General features: G+C 68.6%; 12 protein-coding genes and 1 pseudogene. 6 read left to right on the forward strand and 7 right to left on the reverse strand.

Annotated elements, in window-relative coordinates; all coding sequences use genetic code 11:
• Positions 1 to 69: 69 nt before the first annotated feature.
• Entirely contained in the window at positions 70 to 675 is a 606-nt protein-coding gene (locus tag V6U86_RS14285) for a TetR/AcrR family transcriptional regulator (protein ID WP_334503112.1), read from the reverse strand.
• Between the two features lie 166 nt (positions 676 to 841).
• Here V6U86_RS14285 and V6U86_RS14290 point away from each other — a divergent pair, with 166 nt between their 5' ends.
• Positions 842 to 1,813, forward strand: coding sequence for an aldo/keto reductase (locus tag V6U86_RS14290; RefSeq protein WP_334503114.1), 972 nt, complete (start codon positions 842 to 844; stop codon positions 1,811 to 1,813).
• Between the two features lie 899 nt (positions 1,814 to 2,712).
• On the opposite strand, the gene V6U86_RS14295 is transcribed toward V6U86_RS14290, so the two are convergent.
• The 5 genes from V6U86_RS14295 to V6U86_RS14315 all read right to left on the reverse strand — a co-directional run bounded on the left by V6U86_RS14295 (position 2,713) and on the right by V6U86_RS14315 (position 9,079).
• The gene (locus V6U86_RS14295; RefSeq protein WP_334503118.1) at positions 2,713 to 4,032 is read right to left on the reverse strand and encodes a hypothetical protein; all 1,320 of its coding nucleotides are present in this window, start codon (positions 4,030 to 4,032) and stop codon (positions 2,713 to 2,715) included.
• Positions 4,033 to 4,237: 205 nt separating this feature from the next.
• The gene (locus V6U86_RS14300) at positions 4,238 to 5,263 is read right to left on the reverse strand and encodes a restriction endonuclease (RefSeq protein WP_334503121.1); all 1,026 of its coding nucleotides are present in this window, start codon (positions 5,261 to 5,263) and stop codon (positions 4,238 to 4,240) included.
• Between the two features lie 572 nt (positions 5,264 to 5,835).
• Positions 5,836 to 7,395: a carboxypeptidase-like regulatory domain-containing protein gene (locus V6U86_RS14305; protein WP_334503124.1), complete on the reverse strand. Its 1,560-nt coding sequence runs from the start codon at positions 7,393 to 7,395 to the stop codon at positions 5,836 to 5,838.
• Between the two features lie 374 nt (positions 7,396 to 7,769).
• On the reverse strand, positions 7,770 to 8,282 hold the full coding sequence (locus V6U86_RS14310) for a MarR family winged helix-turn-helix transcriptional regulator (RefSeq protein ID WP_334503388.1): 513 nt from the start codon (positions 8,280 to 8,282) through the stop codon (positions 7,770 to 7,772).
• A gap of 2 nt (positions 8,283 to 8,284) precedes the next feature.
• Entirely contained in the window at positions 8,285 to 9,079 is a 795-nt protein-coding gene (locus V6U86_RS14315) for an MBL fold metallo-hydrolase (protein ID WP_334503126.1), read from the reverse strand.
• A gap of 239 nt (positions 9,080 to 9,318) precedes the next feature.
• On the opposite strand from V6U86_RS14315, the pseudogene V6U86_RS14320 reads away from it, so the two are divergent.
• From V6U86_RS14320 to V6U86_RS14330, 3 genes and pseudogenes are all read left to right on the forward strand, one after another.
• Positions 9,319 to 9,487 (forward strand): annotated as a pseudogene (locus tag V6U86_RS14320) (transposase); the annotation flags it as partial.
• Between the two features lie 193 nt (positions 9,488 to 9,680).
• Positions 9,681 to 10,718 (forward strand): DUF808 domain-containing protein, encoded by a 1,038-nt coding sequence (locus tag V6U86_RS14325; protein ID WP_334503128.1) that lies wholly within the window; start codon positions 9,681 to 9,683, stop codon positions 10,716 to 10,718.
• A 334-nt stretch (positions 10,719 to 11,052) separates the two neighbouring features.
• A complete protein-coding gene (locus tag V6U86_RS14330) occupies positions 11,053 to 11,655 on the forward strand; it encodes a hypothetical protein (protein ID WP_334503130.1) in 603 nt (200 codons plus the stop codon).
• 104 nt (positions 11,656 to 11,759) lie between these two features.
• Here V6U86_RS14330 and V6U86_RS14335 read toward each other — a convergent pair whose 3' ends face one another.
• Positions 11,760 to 12,692: a hypothetical protein gene (locus V6U86_RS14335; protein ID WP_334503132.1), complete on the reverse strand. Its 933-nt coding sequence runs from the start codon at positions 12,690 to 12,692 to the stop codon at positions 11,760 to 11,762.
• Positions 12,693 to 13,906: 1,214 nt separating this feature from the next.
• Between V6U86_RS14335 and V6U86_RS14340 the strand changes: the two genes are divergently transcribed.
• Positions 13,907 to 14,572 (forward strand): GntR family transcriptional regulator, encoded by a 666-nt coding sequence (locus V6U86_RS14340; RefSeq protein ID WP_334503134.1) that lies wholly within the window; start codon positions 13,907 to 13,909, stop codon positions 14,570 to 14,572.
• 104 nt (positions 14,573 to 14,676) lie between these two features.
• Positions 14,677 to 16,467: an allophanate hydrolase gene (gene atzF / locus V6U86_RS14345; RefSeq protein ID WP_334503136.1), complete on the forward strand. Its 1,791-nt coding sequence runs from the start codon at positions 14,677 to 14,679 to the stop codon at positions 16,465 to 16,467.
• Positions 16,468 to 16,491 lie beyond the last annotated feature (24 nt).

Consider the following 16,491-nt stretch of genomic DNA (forward strand, 5'->3'; position numbering starts at 1 on the left):
TCGGTACAGAAATTTGGCGCGGCTTGATGAACGCTCCCGAGCGCAGCCGTCAAGCGAGTAGCGGGGTGGTCACGTCGGCCAGGCGAGCAGTGCCGTGTCGACGATCTCGTCGAGCGTGTCGGGCCCGAGGCCATTCGCGGCCTGGACGGCGATGCCGAATCCCGTCGTCATGACATATCGGGCTAGGCGTCCCGGGTCGGCGTCACGTGAGAGGTCGCCCTCCTCGACGGCGCGCCGGAAGCGCGCCTCGAGCTGGTCACCCGCATCGATGCGCCAGCCGACCAGCACATCGTGGGCCGGCCGGCCCTGCTCACTCAGCGCCAGCGCACCCTGAACGGACAGGCATCCCGTGGGGCGGCCGGGCGACGTCGTCGTCCGGACGGCTCCCCGGAGGAACGCCTCGGCTACCGCCCGCGCGGTGGGCTCCCGCAGGGCGCGCGTTACGTAGGAGGCCGGCCCCTCGGCGTAGCGCTGCACGGCCTTGCGGAAAAGCTGCTCCTTGTTGCCGAAGGCGGCGTACATGCTCGACTTGGTGATCCCCATCGCGCCGGTCAGGTCCGTGAGGCTGGTGCCGTCGTACCCCCGTGCCCAGAACACCTGCATGGCGCGCTCCAGGGCCTCGTCGATGTCGAACGCTCGGGGGCGGCCGAACACTGTGCTCTGGGGTCCACTCATGACGGCATCCTCCTCGATTTGGGGCCGGCAGGGTCGGCGGGCCGCTACGACCAGCTGGTTCCCTCCTTGGTGGCGACTTTACTACCAATCGGTCCAGATGTGCTAGCGTTCTGGACCGACCGGAACTTAATGCGGTCGCGCCTACCACAGGAAGAGGACCACCACGATGAGAATCACCTCGCTCGGCGGGCTGGAGACCTCCCGCATCGGTCTGGGTGCCATGGGCATGTCGGTTTTCTACACCGGCGCCGGTCAGCGCGACGACCAGTCGATCCGCACCATCCAGCGGGCCCTGGACGTCGGCGTCACTCACATCGACACCGCCGAGGCGTACGGCCCCTACGTCAACGAGGAACTGGTGGGCCGCGCCATCAAGGGCCGCCGGGACGAGGTCGTTCTCGCGACCAAGTTCGGCCTCGTCTCGCACACCGGCCGCCCCGGCGCGGACAGCACCGCGGCCAACGTCCGGCTCGCGGTGGAGGGATCGCTGCGCCGCCTCGGCACCGACCACCTGGACCTCTTCTACCAGCATCGGGGCGACCCGGACACGCCGATCGAGGAGACCGTCGGGGCGCTGAAGGAGCTGGTGGCCGAGGGCAAGATCCGCCACATCGGACTGTCGGAGGCGGGGCCCGCGACGATCCGGCGGGCGCATGCGGTTCATCCGATCGCCGCGGTGCAGTCCGAGTACTCGCTGTGGGTCCGCGACCCCGAGGCCGAGGTGCTGCCGGTCCTGCGCGAGCTGGGCGTGGGCCTCGTCCCGTACTCCCCGCTGGGCCGCGGGTTCCTCACCGGCGGCATCCGCACGCTGGACGACCTCGACGCCGCCGACTGGCGCCGTACCAACCCACGCTTCGCCGGCGGCAACCTCGAACGCAACATGCGCATCGTCGACGACGTCCGCGCCGTCGCCGCCGAGGCCGGGGCCACGCCCGCGCAGGTCGCCCTCGCCTGGCTGCTCGCCCAGGGCGACGACATCGCCCCCATCCCCGGCACCACGCGCATCGACCGGCTGGAGGAGAACGCCGCCGCCGACCGCATCAGCCTCACCGACGGCCAGATCGCCCGACTGGACAACCTGACGCCGGCCACTGGCGACCGCTACGACGAAACCAACATGGCCGCCCTCGACCACTGAGCCGATCGCCACCCCGAGTCGTCCCCGAAGAGGCGGCGCCTCTCGGTCAAGATCGTGTGAGATACGCCGTGTGACTGCGGGGGTGACGACCTGAGGGTGGGGATCGGAAATCCTTGTGAGCGTGTCCACTTCATCTGACAAGCCGCTGGCGTCGGCCGGCGACGGGGTCGATCCAGCGCCGAAACCGTCACGTCGGCGTTCGGTCCGGCGCGATGGTCGCCGCGTACGAGAGCGCCGCGAACGGCAAAAAGCTCTCGGAGTTGCTGGCGGCGATCAGCGCCTATTGGATCCGAAGGCGGTCAAGACGCACGGCATCCGGATTTGCCGCGTTGCGGCGCGCATGCGTCTGCGATGGGGTAACCGAGCATAGCCGGACGGAGTAATTCCGCCTGAGTGACGAGGAAAACTCGGCCCGACCATCCTGAGCTCCGTCGCCATGTGGATCCTTGTACGTAACGGCGTACCTACCCCTGCACTCCGATCTGTACGCCGACAGCTGCCTTCGCTGCTGCTGACACCTTTGTGGGCCAGCGGTTCGGCCGTGCCTGGGATCCGGCGCCTCGGGGCGTCCGGATCCCGGGCGGCGCCGCGCCGTCGCTACATCTCGGCGATCAGTGGCTGTGCCTGAGGTTCGAGGTCGTCCTCGTCGCCAGGGGCGCAACAGGAAATGGGCCACTTGCGATGGTGCGCACGCGACCCAGTCTAGCGGCGCACCCAGGCCAAGGCATTGGGCCGGCAGCTCACTATCGGTCGGCGGTCGGCGACCCGGTGCGAGCCCGATTGGGGGAGCAGGGAAGGGGTAGGGCGGCGTCTGCACATGCCGTTGGGCGGATGTTAGCTCCGGCATTCTTCGTAGGAATCGTCGGGTCGTGAAGCGCATTTAAGGGGTGTGCGCGGCTTCAGTTCCCGCTGAGGCGCGCGGCTGCGGCCTGACGAACGGATGCTTCCTCAATAGGGTCGTCGCGTAGCGTGAGCAGCCAGCGTTGCGTCTGGTCCGTGAGCGGGGCGTGTTGAGCGGCCAACAGCCGGACGTCCGGCTCACAGTCGAGGAGACAAGACGGCAGCACGGCAGATGTCTTGTCCGGATCAAGAAGCAGCAGGCTGCGCAGATAGCTGCCTCGCTCGTAACTGTGTGGCGATGCCATGGTCAATCGGCGCAGCCGGCGGATCAGGTTTGCTTGCAGGTCGGCCTGGGAGGCTGATGGGGAACCGGTGAGGATCCGGGCCAGGCCCTCGGTGAGTCGGTCGTGGCCGCACCACTCGTCGGTGAGCCGGTCGAGTGCGGCGAGGATTGGCGGGATGTCCTGCTCCTCGCCGTGCTCGGCGAGGAGGTGTGCGGCGGCGTCAAACAGCGGGTGCTCGGTGTCGACAGCCCAGCCCCGTGCAGCCGGGAGGACCTGCCGGCCGAGGACACGGAGCGCACCAAACAGTCCGGCATGCCGTTCGGCGGCCAACTGCTCGACCACGTCGAGCAATTCCGGTACGGGCCGTGCTCTGCGGCGGATCTGGTGCAGTGCGGTCACCTTCATGGCCCGGCCGATGTCCGGTGCCTGTAGGAGCGCGATCAGTTCGGCGTCACTGGCGGTCGAGAGGTCGAACCGGCGACCTTGAGCATCCTTTCGGCTGCGCTGCGCGGCGTTTAGCACGGTGTCGATCCTCGGATCCCGACCCCGCCAGCGCAGCCATGGCTCAGCGGCTGGCAGTACCTCGGCCACATCTTCGCGCCTGATACGCGTGGCTGCGGTCTCCCACAGGCCGTCCCACCACTCCGTGGGCCAGCTGGAGGCCAGCGTTGTCAGGCCATCGATCCAGCGGATGCCGTCACGAACGTATCCGCACAGCGTCTCGTGTGCCTGCGTGTTCCCTTTGCGGGCGAGCGCCTCCAAGATACCGACAGCAAGGTTGAACTGGTTGTCATCATCGGTCGGGTCCGTTTGGGGCCAGGGGCGGTACGGGCCGCAGGCGTAAAGCTGCGCGACCAGTGGGGCTGTGTCGAGGCGCAGGTCGTGCAGCAGCCGAGCCAGGTACGTGTAGCGGTCGTCGACCTGCCAGTCCCACCGGGTGTCGCGAGTGGTACAGGTGTAAACCATGTGCCCGTGATCCGGCTGACCCTGCAGCCAGGCCACTGCGGAACCCTGGCCGCGCTGGAGCGCGCCCAGCCCGGTGCGGTACGGCGCATAATGCCACTCGTGCGAGCAGCCGTCGTTTTCACAGCCCATCGCGAGACAGAATGAACCCGCTGGGTCCCCCGCTCCAGCGAATTTGTTGCGATAGCAGGGTGCGCAGCACAGCTCCCACCGTGTGGACCACGTCAGCACACCCGCCGCCGGCGAGAGATGCCTCCAGCCCCGTAAAGATCATCGCGACTTCAGCGCTTGTCCAGAGACCCGACATCGCCGGCATCCGGCCCCGACGAGCCGCTGATCAGTTGTAGAACGAGTCTAGGGTGTCGGGTTCGCGGCGCAGGTGCTCGCCATCCGGGTACGGCACTCCCATCTCCCGGAACCAGACGTGGGCTAGCAGCTCGGTGTGGTGGTAGTACACGGCTGCGGACCGAAGCGACTCGAATGAGCCGGGGGCCTCGAGCAGGTTGTTCACCGCTTGGAGCAGGTACCGCCTCGCCCGGTCGGGATGTCCCGGGTACCGGCCGGTGTGGCGTGGCGAGGAGGAATCGATGGCGTTGATTGCGGCGGTGATCCGGTCGCCGACAGTTTGGCAGTACTGGTGCACGATTTGCCGCGCGGTGACTGCCCGGACCGCGTCTGGGTCGTGTACGCCTGTCTCGGCGAGGTCGGCGGCTGCGTCACCGACCGGTGACACCGTCCCGTCCCGGCCGATCGTGAACAGGTACACGCCGATCTCCGCGGCTGTCTCGCGCGCTGCGGTCGTGTACCCGGATGTCGAGTAGAACAGGTGATGTGGTGAGTGCGGTCGAGTACCGCGAAGCTGCTGCACCTGCGGGGCACCTACCGGCTGCGCCTGCATCTTTACCTGGGCGACACCGGCCCTGGCGACAACGTCGAGGCCACCATCGCGGCTGCCACCGGTCAGCTCCGCATCGGCGAAGCCGAGCGCCCGTATGTGAGCGGCGGCTATCTCCTCACTGGTGCGCCAGTCCGACGGCAGGAAGCGCTGAGCCGCCGCAGCCCCGCGTGCGGACTCGGCAGCGCCCAGGTCGGGAAGGGCTGGCACCTCGGCCTGCTCGGGAAGCAACTTGATCTCCTCGGCCGCGCCTTGCTCAATGAGCTTTTCTAGCCGGTCGAGATGGTCGTCGTCGGAGAAGACCTTGAAAGCAAGTTTCCGGCCTTCGTCAGTGGTGACACCCAGGGTCCAGCCGACGTTCGGCCAAGTCGTTGCCCTGCTGGTGCCCGCGATCGAGCCCGGAAAGGCCGGCCCGGTGCAGACCGCGACGGCGCTTGTGGCGCGTTCGACGAGAATCCACCGACGCATCGTCCGGGCAGCGACGAACGGCGCAGTACCGTCGCGGGTCAGCTCCGTGAAAACGACGTCGTCGACGTCCAGGAGGTCCTCGTTCCTGCGCTGTTTGTTCCCAGACCTGCCGGCACGTGTAGCGGGGGTTGGTGAGGATGACGCGGGTCGGCGCTCTCCCAGGACCCGGGCCCACCCAGCTCCACGCTGGTACGGCTCTACGCCTTTGGTTCCCGTACGTACATGCCGCCGACGGGTGCGGCGATCATGAGCGTGATCACCGATCGACCCATGCAGCTGCGGTAGTCAGTGCTGGCGCCAACGACAGCACTGGGCCGGCAGCTCACGATCGGTCGGCGGTCGGCGGTCCGGTGCGAGCCGGTTAGGCCGAGCAGGTTGGGAGCAGCGAGGTGCCCCGAGCGGCCTTGAACTGTGTCCAACGGCAACGAACGGCGCTCAACTTCGCCCACCCCTGCCTGCGGCTACACGTTCACCTAGCCTGCCGACCTGCGCACTCGCCTGGCGGAAGTCGGCAATGAACGCTGACGCGGCCCGGACCGGGGTGCGCGGGCGGCGCCGGTGCCCGTCCCGGCTCAGCCCCGCTGGCCGGGAAAGTTGACGGTGAACGGCGAGGTGCCCACCCGGATGGCGGACGCGTCGACCTGCCGGACGTAGTCCGGGTAGCAGCGGTCGGGGTGCAGGCATAGCCGGACCCGCTGGCCGGGCAGGAGTCGGGCGTCGTACCGGCCGTCCTCGACGTTCTCGTCGACCGCGACGATGTCGCCGGTGTCGGCGTTGTAGACGTGGACGGGGTAGCTGTAGCCGTACACCGGGAGGCCGTTGGCTTGGCCGGAGACGGCGGTGCCGGCGCTCATTCGCTCGTTTGCCACGGTGATACCGCCTGCGACGACCTTGATCCGGGTCGCCTTGACGCTGTTGGGCGCCCCACCGGACCACTGGGTGGCGTAGACGCTGTTGGCGCCGCCGTTGCCCGGTGGGATGAACGCCAGTGACCACTCGTACGGGCCGAGCCCGCTGAAGGTGTACGAGCCGTCGCCGGGAACCTTCCAGGTGGTCTCGTACCAGAATGGATCGTAGGTTGTCAGCGCGACGGTCACCGACACCGGCTGGCCGGTGACCGCGTCGGTGATCGACCCGGTGATCGACCCAGCCCGGTCCAACAGGATGTCGGGCAGCGTGGTGATCCCGGGCCCTGGCGCGACCGACAATGCCTTGGTCCGGTCGCCGGTGCCACCGCTCGGGCCGACCCACTGCGCGCCGTGCCCCTCGGCCGAGCCGCCGGCCCAGATGTTGTACCGGTCCGGGTGGAGGCTCCGGAACCGCACCACCCCGTTCTCGTCGGAGATCTCGTTGGCGTCATAGATGTCGGGGAACCGCTTGTCCACCGAGATGGCGATGAGTCCCGCGTTGGGCACCGGTGCGCCGGTCGCCCGGTCTCGCAGTGTCACGCGCAGTTCGTTACCGGGCGGCTGGACCGGCAGCGTCGCGTGGGTCACCCGCCCGGCGACCGCGGTCGCCTCGACCATCCCGCCTTCGTGTACGCCGTCGTTCGCGAAGCCGGTGAACCGGTAGTGGCCGGGCGGCACCTCCAGGTCGACGTACCCGTTCGGGAAGGTCCCGGCGGGGTTGGTGCAGATGAGGCCGAGCTCCAGCGGGTCCTGCACACAGAAGTTTCGCACCTCGGCGCCGGTGGCCGCGTCGGCTGCGACGAACCGGATCCGGCCGGCCGGAGGAAGGACGTCGTCAACGACGAGCCGGCCACGGGTCGGCACGGTGACGGCTCCCCAGGGGAACCCGAGCCGGCTCGGGTAGTAGCGGGGCCGGAACACGCCGGGCAGTTGGTTGGTGATCCGGTAGCGCCCGGCCGACACCCCGGACACCCGCCACCGGCCGGCCCGGTCCGTGGTGGTCGAGTAGGTCGGATGCTCGGCGCCGGAGTCCGGCGCGAGGGTGACCCTGACCTGGCCGGCCGGTCGGCCGGACCGTTCGGTCAGAGTGCCGCTGACTGTCGCGGTGGCGCTACCTGCCCGGACCGGCGCGACCGTACCCAGCACCGCGTCGACGCCGAGCAGCAGCAGTGCGCACAGCGCCGCCAACAGGAGAGTTGCGGGACGTGCTAGTCGGCTGTCCATCGTGGTGACACCTCCGGAATCGGCAAAGACCGGCTCGCGCACGTCAGGGCAGCTTAACTTTGGTCATCATCACTTCAAGTCATGTGACAAACACGGACAGCGTCGGTTTTCGAGGCATCTGCAACTAGGTGATCAGCCGGGCATCGACGACGTGTTGGCCGACGAGGGCGGCGATGACGGCGACGCTGCGGTCGCGGTCGGTCAGTTCCGTTTCGGACCATCCGGGTCCGCCGGCCGCGAGAAAGCCTCCCGGGCGTACGGTGCGCCGGCTCGCGCCGCCACCATGCTCTCGGCTTCGTCCTCTGGCTCGCTGAGGTGGCGGGCATACACGGCGCGGCCGGCGGTGATGCGGTCGGCCACGTCTTCGGAAGCGTTCATATGCACGATCCCGGATCTTCGGCCGAGCCGATGATGAGGTAGAGGGCCCGTCGCAGCTGTGCGACCTCGGCCGCCGGGATGGGCCGGACCGCGTCGGCCTCACGAGCTTCGGCGCCGGCAGCGATAGCCGCCCGCGCCGCATCGCCCTTCGGCGTGATGGCGACGATGCGGACCCGCCGGTCTCGCGGGTTGACGCGCCGTGAGACGAGTTCCATGCGCTCGAGCCGATCGATCTCCGCAGTAAGAGTCGTCTTGTCCATGCCGAGGGCTTGCCCGAGTTCGACCTGGGTGAGATCGGCGGTCTTGTGCAGAGCGCTGAGGACGATGTGGTCGCGCAGCGACAGGCCGTGGCGTTCTGCTTCCGCGCCGACGAGTGCGTGCATCCGCTGGGCCGCTCGGTGGAGCAGCCACGTGAGTTCGGAGTCGGGCCCCGGTCCCAGAGTGGGGCGCTGCGGTGCCTCGTCGTCGCTCGTCGGATCGGGGCGGCTCGAGGCGGGTGAGGCAGGCATGGTCACAGTCTCACGCTCGGGAACCGGGACGGCAGGAGCGGGATGCCGTCGTACGCGGCGACATCGTGGGCCGGAACGACCTGCAGCACGCGGCTGAGGGCGATGCTGCGCTGCAGGCCGACCCGGACGGTGTTGGCGTCGACATCGGCGACGCGGCGCATCAACCACGGGCGTTCCGCACCACGGGAGATGCCGTCCATCTGCCAGGTGAGGTCGCCGATGAACGCATACCGCTCACCGGAGGGCAGCGTGACGAACACGACGACAGAACCCGGAGTGTGCCCTGCGGCGAGGGCCACGATCACTGAGCCGTCCCCGTAGAAGTCGAAGCTCGCCGGAAAGCCGAGATACTCCGGGCCGTCGAAGGCGTACTCCCGGATCTCCAGGCCTTGCGACACCGCGCGGAACACCCTGCCGTGCGAGTCGTCGGCGCCGTAGCGGATCTCGGACCCGTTGATCCACACCGGCACCCGCAGGGAGTCCAGGCCGCTGACGTGATCCCAGTGCACGTGCGTGACGAGCACGCCCAGAAGCCGGGACCGGTCATAGCCGGCCGCATCGAGTTGCTGCGCCGCGGTCCGGCTGGGCCGGTGGGGAGCACGCTCCATGCGCGCCAGCATCTTGATGTGCTCCGCCACGTGCTCGCCGAACCCCGCGTCGATGAGCAGGTCCCCCTTCGGGTGGGAGATGAGCACGGCGGTGGCCGCGAAATCCCGCTTGTCCCGTACGGACCCTCCGGTCACGGCGAACACGGCTCGCGTCGTATATGTGCCGGTGGGCAGACGGTACAGCGCCATGTCCGTCGGCGGAGTCGCCTCGGGCAGCGGGCCTGTCCAATCTGGGGAAGGTGATATGACCATGCTCAGGACCGTACGACCTAAGAACATCCGAGTCAATACGATCCGAGCCAAGAGCATTCAGCCTTCGTCCTGCGTACCGGTTGGCTTGGATGTGATGCAGGACGAGAGGTTGGCCTGCACGATTGCGGTGGCGGCGTGGGCAGCCGCGCAGTTTGGGCTTGGCCGAGGCGGAGCAGAAACACCACGTCAGCACCGACGGGGCGGCATTCCCGTCGCCGCGTCCCTGACGGCGGCAACCGTCACGACGTCACCCAACTACTGCCCCTGGTCGACAAGATCCCGCCGATCAGGGGCATCCGCGGCCGACCGGGACAGCGACCGAGACGCATCTACGCCGACTCTGGCTGACGGTGACTGCGGCGGACGGGTTCGGCCTGAGCTGGCACCAGGTGATGACCCGGGCGCGGTGGTGGCGGGTCGTCGGCCGAGCACCTCGAGCTCTCGCCCGATATACGGCCGGGCGGTGGCGTGCCGCGCGCAGAGACCTGAGCGAGAATATGCCAGTTCGAACTCTGTGCACCCCTGGAAGGACCCTCCCTTGGCCGGTGGACTCGTAGCCCTGCTGGATGACGTGGCGGTGCTGGCCCGGGCCGCTGCCGCGTCGATCGATGACGTCGGGGCGGCCGCCGCGAAGGCCGGCGCCAAGGCTGCGGGTGTCGTCGTCGACGATGCTGCCGTCACGCCGCAGTACGTGCGGAGCCTGGCGGCCGAGCGCGAGTTGCCGATTATCAAGCGCATTGCCGTGGGGTCGCTGCGCAACAAGTTCTTCATCATCCTGCCGGCGGTGCTGCTGCTCAGTCAGTTCGTGCCTTGGCTGCTCACTCCGATCCTCATGCTCGGCGGCGCCTACCTCTGTTATGAAGGCGCGGAGAAGGTGTGGGCCAAGATCGCCCATCACGGTGCCTCCGGCGCGGGCGAGGAGAAGGTGCAGGACGAGACGACACTGGTGTCCGGGGCGGTACGAACCGACCTGATCCTCTCGGCGGAGATCATGGTCATCAGCCTTAACGAGGTGATCGATGAGGCGTTCTGGTCCCGCCTGGTGATCCTGGCTGTCGTCGCCGTCGTCATAACCGTCCTGGTGTACGGCGTGGTGGCCCTGATCGTAAAGATGGACGACGCCGGGCTGCGCCTGTCGCAACGTTCCGGCGCCGTCGCCACGTTCGGCCGCGGTCTGGTGAGGGCGATGCCGGTGGTCCTCACCGTGCTGACGGTGGTCGGCACCGCGGCGATGCTGTGGGTGGGCGGGCACATCCTGCTGCTAGGCACGAACGAGCTGAACCTGCACTTCCTGTACGAGGCCGTGCACCACGTGGAGGTCGCCGCCCACGACGCCACGGGTGTTCTCGGCGGGCTCATCGGCTGGCTCGTCAACACGGTGGCCAGCGCGATCCTCGGGCTGATCGTCGGAGCGCTGGTCGTGCTGGTCATGACTCTCACGCTCCACCGCCGCACATCCAAGGCTGCGACTGCGACTGCGGCGGCCACGACTCGTACTGACGGCACCATCCCCGCGCCGCCGAGCCGTGCAGCTCGGCGTCTCGACACTCCTGCGGACCGAGCGCCGCGCGGTTGACCGCAAAATCATCGCAACTCGACCACGGGGGTCAGGCGTTCTGGTGCTGAACCGCGCTTGGTACTCCAGCCGCACCCGGTGGAGTCGGATGACTGGTCGGCTGGTTACTCACCTGGGTCGCCACCGGTTCGGTTCGAGGCGACCCGAGTGGACTCCCCGGGGGAGCCGACGTGTGACAAGGCCAAGAGCGTGACTTTCGGTAAGTGTAGGTTGTCAACCTTTGTCAACGTTGCGCAGTGGTCGAGCGCGAGGGGCCGGTATTCTCGGCCGCTGATAGTCGAGCAACGTGGGTCGGGGGAGGCCGCGCGCCTGCACGCTCGCGTTGAGTCAACGCGTGACGGCGGCGCTCAGGTGGCTCAAGGAGGCCCTGCAGGATCTCTACGAACAGGACCGGCAGCTGTTCGACCTCGGCGTGGGTGAGACCGCGCTGTGCTTCCGCCTGGGCCACCACCTTGCCAACCGTGCGGACGGCCTCTGGGACGTCGATGCGGAGTATGACCGCGAGGGTACGGCCGCGCGCCGCAAGACCCGGAACCCGGCGGACGGCACCCACATGCGCCCCGATCTAGTGATCCATCGTAGGGGGCGGGGCGGCCGCACCAACAACCTCCTCTTCCTCGAGGTCAAGCGCTTCCGCGGGCCCTCCCTCGACAGCGAGGACGTCGACATGGCTGCCGTCGCCGTCGAGCGTCACAACTACCAGCTTGGTGTGTCGCTGGCGTTGAGCCGAGGGGATGGTTTCGCCCCGTCCTGGTGGGTGTGGGCGCCGGGCCCTCATGCCGGCGCGCTCCGTGGGGTCGGCGCTAAACCGCTCCATGAGGGATCCGCAGTGTTCGGCCCATCGGAGATGCTCGGAATCATCTCCGGCGGGCATCCTTCGGCTCCGAGCTCACCGCCGCGGCCTTCGGCGTCATCGGCTCCGCGACCATCTGGCTGATCCTGCAGAGCATTGCGCACGGTAGGCGGCAGATTCGGATGGTCAGCGCGTTGGTCGAGTGGCTCACACCGCGTCTATTGGCGGCACTCTAACGGCACTCTGGGTCAGATGCCGAGCGCTGCCCGCAGCCGGTGAACGCGGTAGACGGCCATGGGGCTGGCGCTCACGTCGTTCCACGGCCATCGGGTCACCCGGCCCCGGATCAAGGCAAAGTGCGGGTTGGCCGATTTTCGGTCGCCGATGACGCTGAACCAGGCGGCGGCGTAGTTGTGAGCGAGTATTTCGCCGGGCCGCTCGCAGCTTGCCAGGTTCATCCGAGTCGACGCCTGTCGGGCGCGTTCGAGAGCGTCGAGGTCCTTCCGCAGCGGGGTGCCGGTGTTGTCGCGACGCCAGCGTTCGAAATTCGCGATGTGGATCAACGCGTGAGTCGGGGACCCGATTGGGTGCCCGTCGGTCCACTCCCGCGCGCACTGCGCCGTGAAAGCGGCCGAATATCCCCAGTGAGGATTGACGGACATAATTGCTTGATAGTGCCCACGAAAGTGGTAGGGGCTGCGCTTGGTCAGTTCCTCGCGGCGTTCAGCGGTACGGTCCGGGCCGATTTCCAGCCCTCGCGCCAGCTGCAGTAGCCACACCCAGGGCGATGCGTCCGCCGGCGCCAGCGCGGCCGACGCCTGCAGCATCTCCTCGGCACGGTGCAGACCGTGGTGGAAGCCCGACATCTGCTCGGTGCGGGTGTAGCGGGCAAGAGCCCCGCCGCGTAACAGCCAAGCCCGTTCGACTTCTAGCGCGCCCCGCAGTAGATACCCGGTAGCGTCTGCTCCGAGCGAGGCGATGTACTGCTCGAACTGGGCCGGGACAATGACCTTCCATCGCCCGATCAAGGTCTGCACGGCCACTTCGACACGGTCCGACCGGTCTTCGTCATCGGATACGCCGACCGTGATCGCATCCATCAGGCCGGGCCAGTCACCCTCGCGGGCCGCAGAACGTACCGCCAGCAACTCAGGTCGGCCGTAAGTGACGTCGAGTGCCATGTCACCCTATCCCAATTTGATCCACGTCCGGGATCGTGCCACAGCTAACGAGGTCCGCCGAAGGCCCTTCCGGGCTGATGGGGTGGGTCTTGGATCTAAACGTGTTTCCGGCCTGACCTGCCCGGCGTTGTGCCTGGTGAGGAGGGTGCCGTGATGACTGCGACACTGAACGACCAGACTGGAGGCAAGAAGCGGGCGGAGCAGTCGGCGGAGGCGTCGGCGGAGGCGAAAGCCGCCGAGCTGGTCCGGGCCGCGAAGGAGCGGGCATTCTCGTCATTACCTCGGGCTTCGGCCCAGGCTCTTACGAATTCGCCCAGGGCAAGCCGCTGATGCTCATTGGTGGCACAGAACTGGTGGACCTGCTGGCCCGTCATGGGTTACCCGGATCCCTCCACGCCCGCCGTGCCGGACCAGTAGCTGGTTCCGTTAGCTGAGACACCGATCCCAGGGGCAACGCCCTGACCGGGCAGTTCAGGATGGCGACCTCTTCGCCGATTGCGAAGGGGTCAGCGTTGGCGCCCGGGGAGGCGGTAGGGCGGTGTCCGCACATGTCGTTGAGCGATTGCCTCGGCGGCTACGGTGGCGCCGTCCAAACAAAGCGGATGTCGCGCGCATTCTCCTCGTTGCCGGACGCGTCGGTCGTTTCAGCCACAGTGAAACCCTGGCGAAGGTAGAACCTCTGCGCCCCGGTGTTGGTCGCGAACGTCCACAGCTGAAGTCCCGCAGGGCGGTGGGACTTTGCGAACTCGATGAGCTGGGTGCCCAACCCCCCGGCCGGTGAAGGCCGGGTCGACATAGAGCTGGTCGACCCAGTCATCATCCAGAGCCAGCACCGCCAGTGGTCGGCTGCCAGCGTCCTCCATCGGCCATACCGCAGCAGGGATGGCGCCGACTGCGGCCCGACGGGACCGGATAAGAAGGTCGGCGACCGCTCGGGCATTCTCGGGGCCAGCCCCCGAGGTGCTGCTGAGTCCACATGTCCGGTACGCGAGAGGCCCGCGGACCAGATCATCCGCATCGAGGTGACAACGGGCAAAGGATTAACTCAAGTGGCCGCAGACAGTGCGCGCAGGCACACGACGAGTCGTCACGCTCGGTGTTCGGCGTTCCGTGGCAGCCGGCATCCTGAACTGTCGATGGCAATGCGGAGGACGACGCCCCGCCGATGTCTGGCAGCCCGCCGCCGCCGGGGAGCAGGTGGCAGACTCATCGGAGTGAACGACGGGGTCGCATCGACTGTGGACGGTGAGCTGGAGAGCGTCAGTCTGGTGGACCTCGCCGTCTCCCGGCTGACCCGGGAGATCCTCAGCGGCAAGAGCAACCCGGGTGAACGCCTGGTGGAGGAGCAGCTGACCCGCCGGCTGGGGATCAGTCGGGCGCCGTTGCGGGAGGCGCTGCGATTGCTCGCCCAGCAGGGTCTGGTCGAGCACGTGCCCCGGCGTGGGGTGCGGGTAGCCACATTGTCGGACCGCGACGTGCGGGAGCTGTATGAGCTGCGTGACGTGCTGGAGCGTTTCTCGGTGCGGGCAGGGATCCCCGTCGGCCGGGAGAGCGATCTGGCCGGTTTGCGGGCGACGCTGGATGGGATGAGGGAGGCGACCCGGGCCGGCAACCGGTTGGCGGTCGCCGAGTCGCACCGGCAGTTCCACGTTGAGCTGGTGGCGCTCGCCGGCAACCGGCAACTTTCCGCCGTGTACGGCTCGGTCCTGGTGAAGTTGCAGCTCTACATGGCAGTCAACCTGCGCCGCGAAGCGGAGATGGCGCAGCCGCTGGACGGGGTTCACCGGCACGAGCGGCTGTACGAGGCTGTCGTCGGGGGAGACCCGGAGGAGGTGCTCACGGTGCTCACCGGGCACGGAGCCCGCTTGTACCTCGGCTGAGGTGTGGAGCGCGAAGGTCGGCCGGATGGCTCGCGCCACGCGCCGTCATATCGTCGTTACGTAGCGCGCGGTTTGCCGTAACAGAACAGTCGACAATCGACTGTATGCCAGATCCAGTAGGATCGATCTCGGACCTTCGGTCGGCGTACCGCGATGGCAGCCTGACCCCGGCGGACCTTGCCGAACGCGTGCTGGACGGGCTCGCCGGGCGCGACAGGGGGCCGGTCTGGATCAGCACGGTCCCGGCCGACCGGCTGCGTGAGCGCGCCCGGTCGCTGACCCGTCACGGTGACCCGGCACTGCCGCTGTACGGCATCCCCTTCGCGGTCAAGGACAACATCGACGTGGCCGGCATGGCCACCACTGCGGGCTGCCCCGACTTCGGGTACCTGGCGGCCGAGGACGCTCCGGTGGTGCGCCGGCTGCTCGACGCCGGCGCGCTGCTCGTCGGCAAGACGAATCTCGACCAGTTCGCCACCGGCCTGACCGGGGCCCGCTCGCCGTACGGCAGTTGCCAGAGCGTCTTCGGCGGCGGCCTGATCTCCGGGGGTTCCAGCTCCGGCTCCGCGGTGGCGGTGGCGTCGGGCCAGGTCAGCTTCGCTCTGGGTACGGACACCGCCGGCTCCGGTCGGGTGCCGGCGGCGCTCAACGGGATCGTCGGCCTCAAGCCCACCCGGGGACTGCTCAGCACCGCCGGCGTGGTCCCGGCCTGCCGCTCGCTGGACTGCGTGTCGGTCTTCGCCGCCGACGTCGCCGGGGCCGTCGAAGTGCTGCACGCGGCCCGTGCGGTCACCACGGCAGACCCCTGGGGGCGTCCGCTGCCGACGGAGCAGGTGGTTGCCCGCATGCCGGGAACGCTACGCCTCGGGGTGCCCCACTCAGGAGACCTGGAGTTCTTCGGCGACACCGGGCAGGAGGCCCGGTTCGCCGCGGGGGTGGAACGATTGCGGACCTTCGTCGGGTCGCCCCGGTCGGTGCCGCTCGGCGCCTTCTTCGACGCGGGCGACCTGCTCTACCGCGGGCCCTGGGTGGCCGAGCGACTCGTCGCCCTGGACGACTTCCTGCGATCGCACCCGGACTCCGTGCACCCGGTCACCCGGGCCGTGCTGGAGACCGGGCGGCGCCACGACGCGGTCGACGCCTTCCGGGGCCAGCACCGCCTGCGTGAGCTGCGCGCGCAGGTCGACCAGCTCTGGCAGGACATCGACGTGCTGGTGGTGCCCACCGTCGGCACCACGTTCACGCTCGACGAGATCGCCGAGGACCCGATCGGGCGTAACGCCATGCTGGGCCGCTACACCCAGTTCGCGAACCTGCTCGACCTGGCCGCGGTGACAGTGCCCAACGGCTTCACCAGCGCCGGACGACCGGCGAGCCTGACCCTGGTCGGCCCGGCGTTCACCGACACCACACTGGCCCGCCTGGCCGCCACCCTCACCGAGGGCGAGGCGCCCGGCGCAGCGGTCGAGGTCGTCCCAGCAGCGGCCGAGCTACTGGTGGCTGTCGTCGGCCGGCACCTGACGGGCGAGTCGCGTAACGCCGAGCTGGTCGGGCGCGGGGCATTCCTCGTCGGCGCCGCCCGCACCGCCCCGCTCTACCGGCTGTTCCGGATGGACACCCCGGACGGCGAAGGGCTGCCCGGTCTGGTGCGGGTAGCGCCGGGCGGGCCCGCCGGCCATTCCATCGAGGTCGAACTGTGGCGACTGCCCGGGCACGCGGTCGGTGGGCTGCTGGCCGGGGTGCCGGCTCCGCTCTCGCTCGGCTGGGTCCGGCTGCACGACGGGCGGGACGTGCTCGGCTTCCTCTGTGAGGCGTACGCGGCCGGCCCGCCGGCCGAGGACATCAGCGCTGCCGGCGGATGGCGGGCGTACCGGGGCGCGGCCGTCCGGCAATAGGGCGGACAGACAACCGCGATCACG

Source organism: Micromonospora sp. CPCC 205558 (assembly GCF_036902955.1).
Classification (GTDB): Bacteria; Actinomycetota; Actinomycetes; order Mycobacteriales; family Micromonosporaceae; genus Micromonospora.

Excerpts from the sequence above, each read along its gene's own strand:
- V6U86_RS14295 (WP_334503118.1), bottom strand. The coding sequence starts at position 4,032 with ATGGGCTGTGAAAACGACGGCTGCTCGCACGAGTGGCATTATGCGCCG.
- V6U86_RS14285 (WP_334503112.1), bottom strand. The coding sequence starts at position 675 with ATGAGTGGACCCCAGAGCACAGTGTTCGGCCGCCCCCGAGCGTTCGAC.
- V6U86_RS14310 (WP_334503388.1), bottom strand. The coding sequence starts at position 8,282 with ATGCCTGCCTCACCCGCCTCGAGCCGCCCCGATCCGACGAGCGACGAC.
- V6U86_RS14300 (WP_334503121.1), bottom strand. The coding sequence starts at position 5,263 with ATGCGTCGGTGGATTCTCGTCGAACGCGCCACAAGCGCCGTCGCGGTC.
- V6U86_RS14290 (WP_334503114.1), top strand. The coding sequence starts at position 842 with ATGAGAATCACCTCGCTCGGCGGGCTGGAGACCTCCCGCATCGGTCTG.
- atzF (WP_334503136.1), top strand. The coding sequence starts at position 14,677 with ATGCCAGATCCAGTAGGATCGATCTCGGACCTTCGGTCGGCGTACCGC.
- V6U86_RS14315 (WP_334503126.1), bottom strand. The coding sequence starts at position 9,079 with ATGGCGCTGTACCGTCTGCCCACCGGCACATATACGACGCGAGCCGTG.
- V6U86_RS14335 (WP_334503132.1), bottom strand. The coding sequence starts at position 12,692 with ATGGCACTCGACGTCACTTACGGCCGACCTGAGTTGCTGGCGGTACGT.
- V6U86_RS14305 (WP_334503124.1), bottom strand. The coding sequence starts at position 7,395 with ATGGACAGCCGACTAGCACGTCCCGCAACTCTCCTGTTGGCGGCGCTG.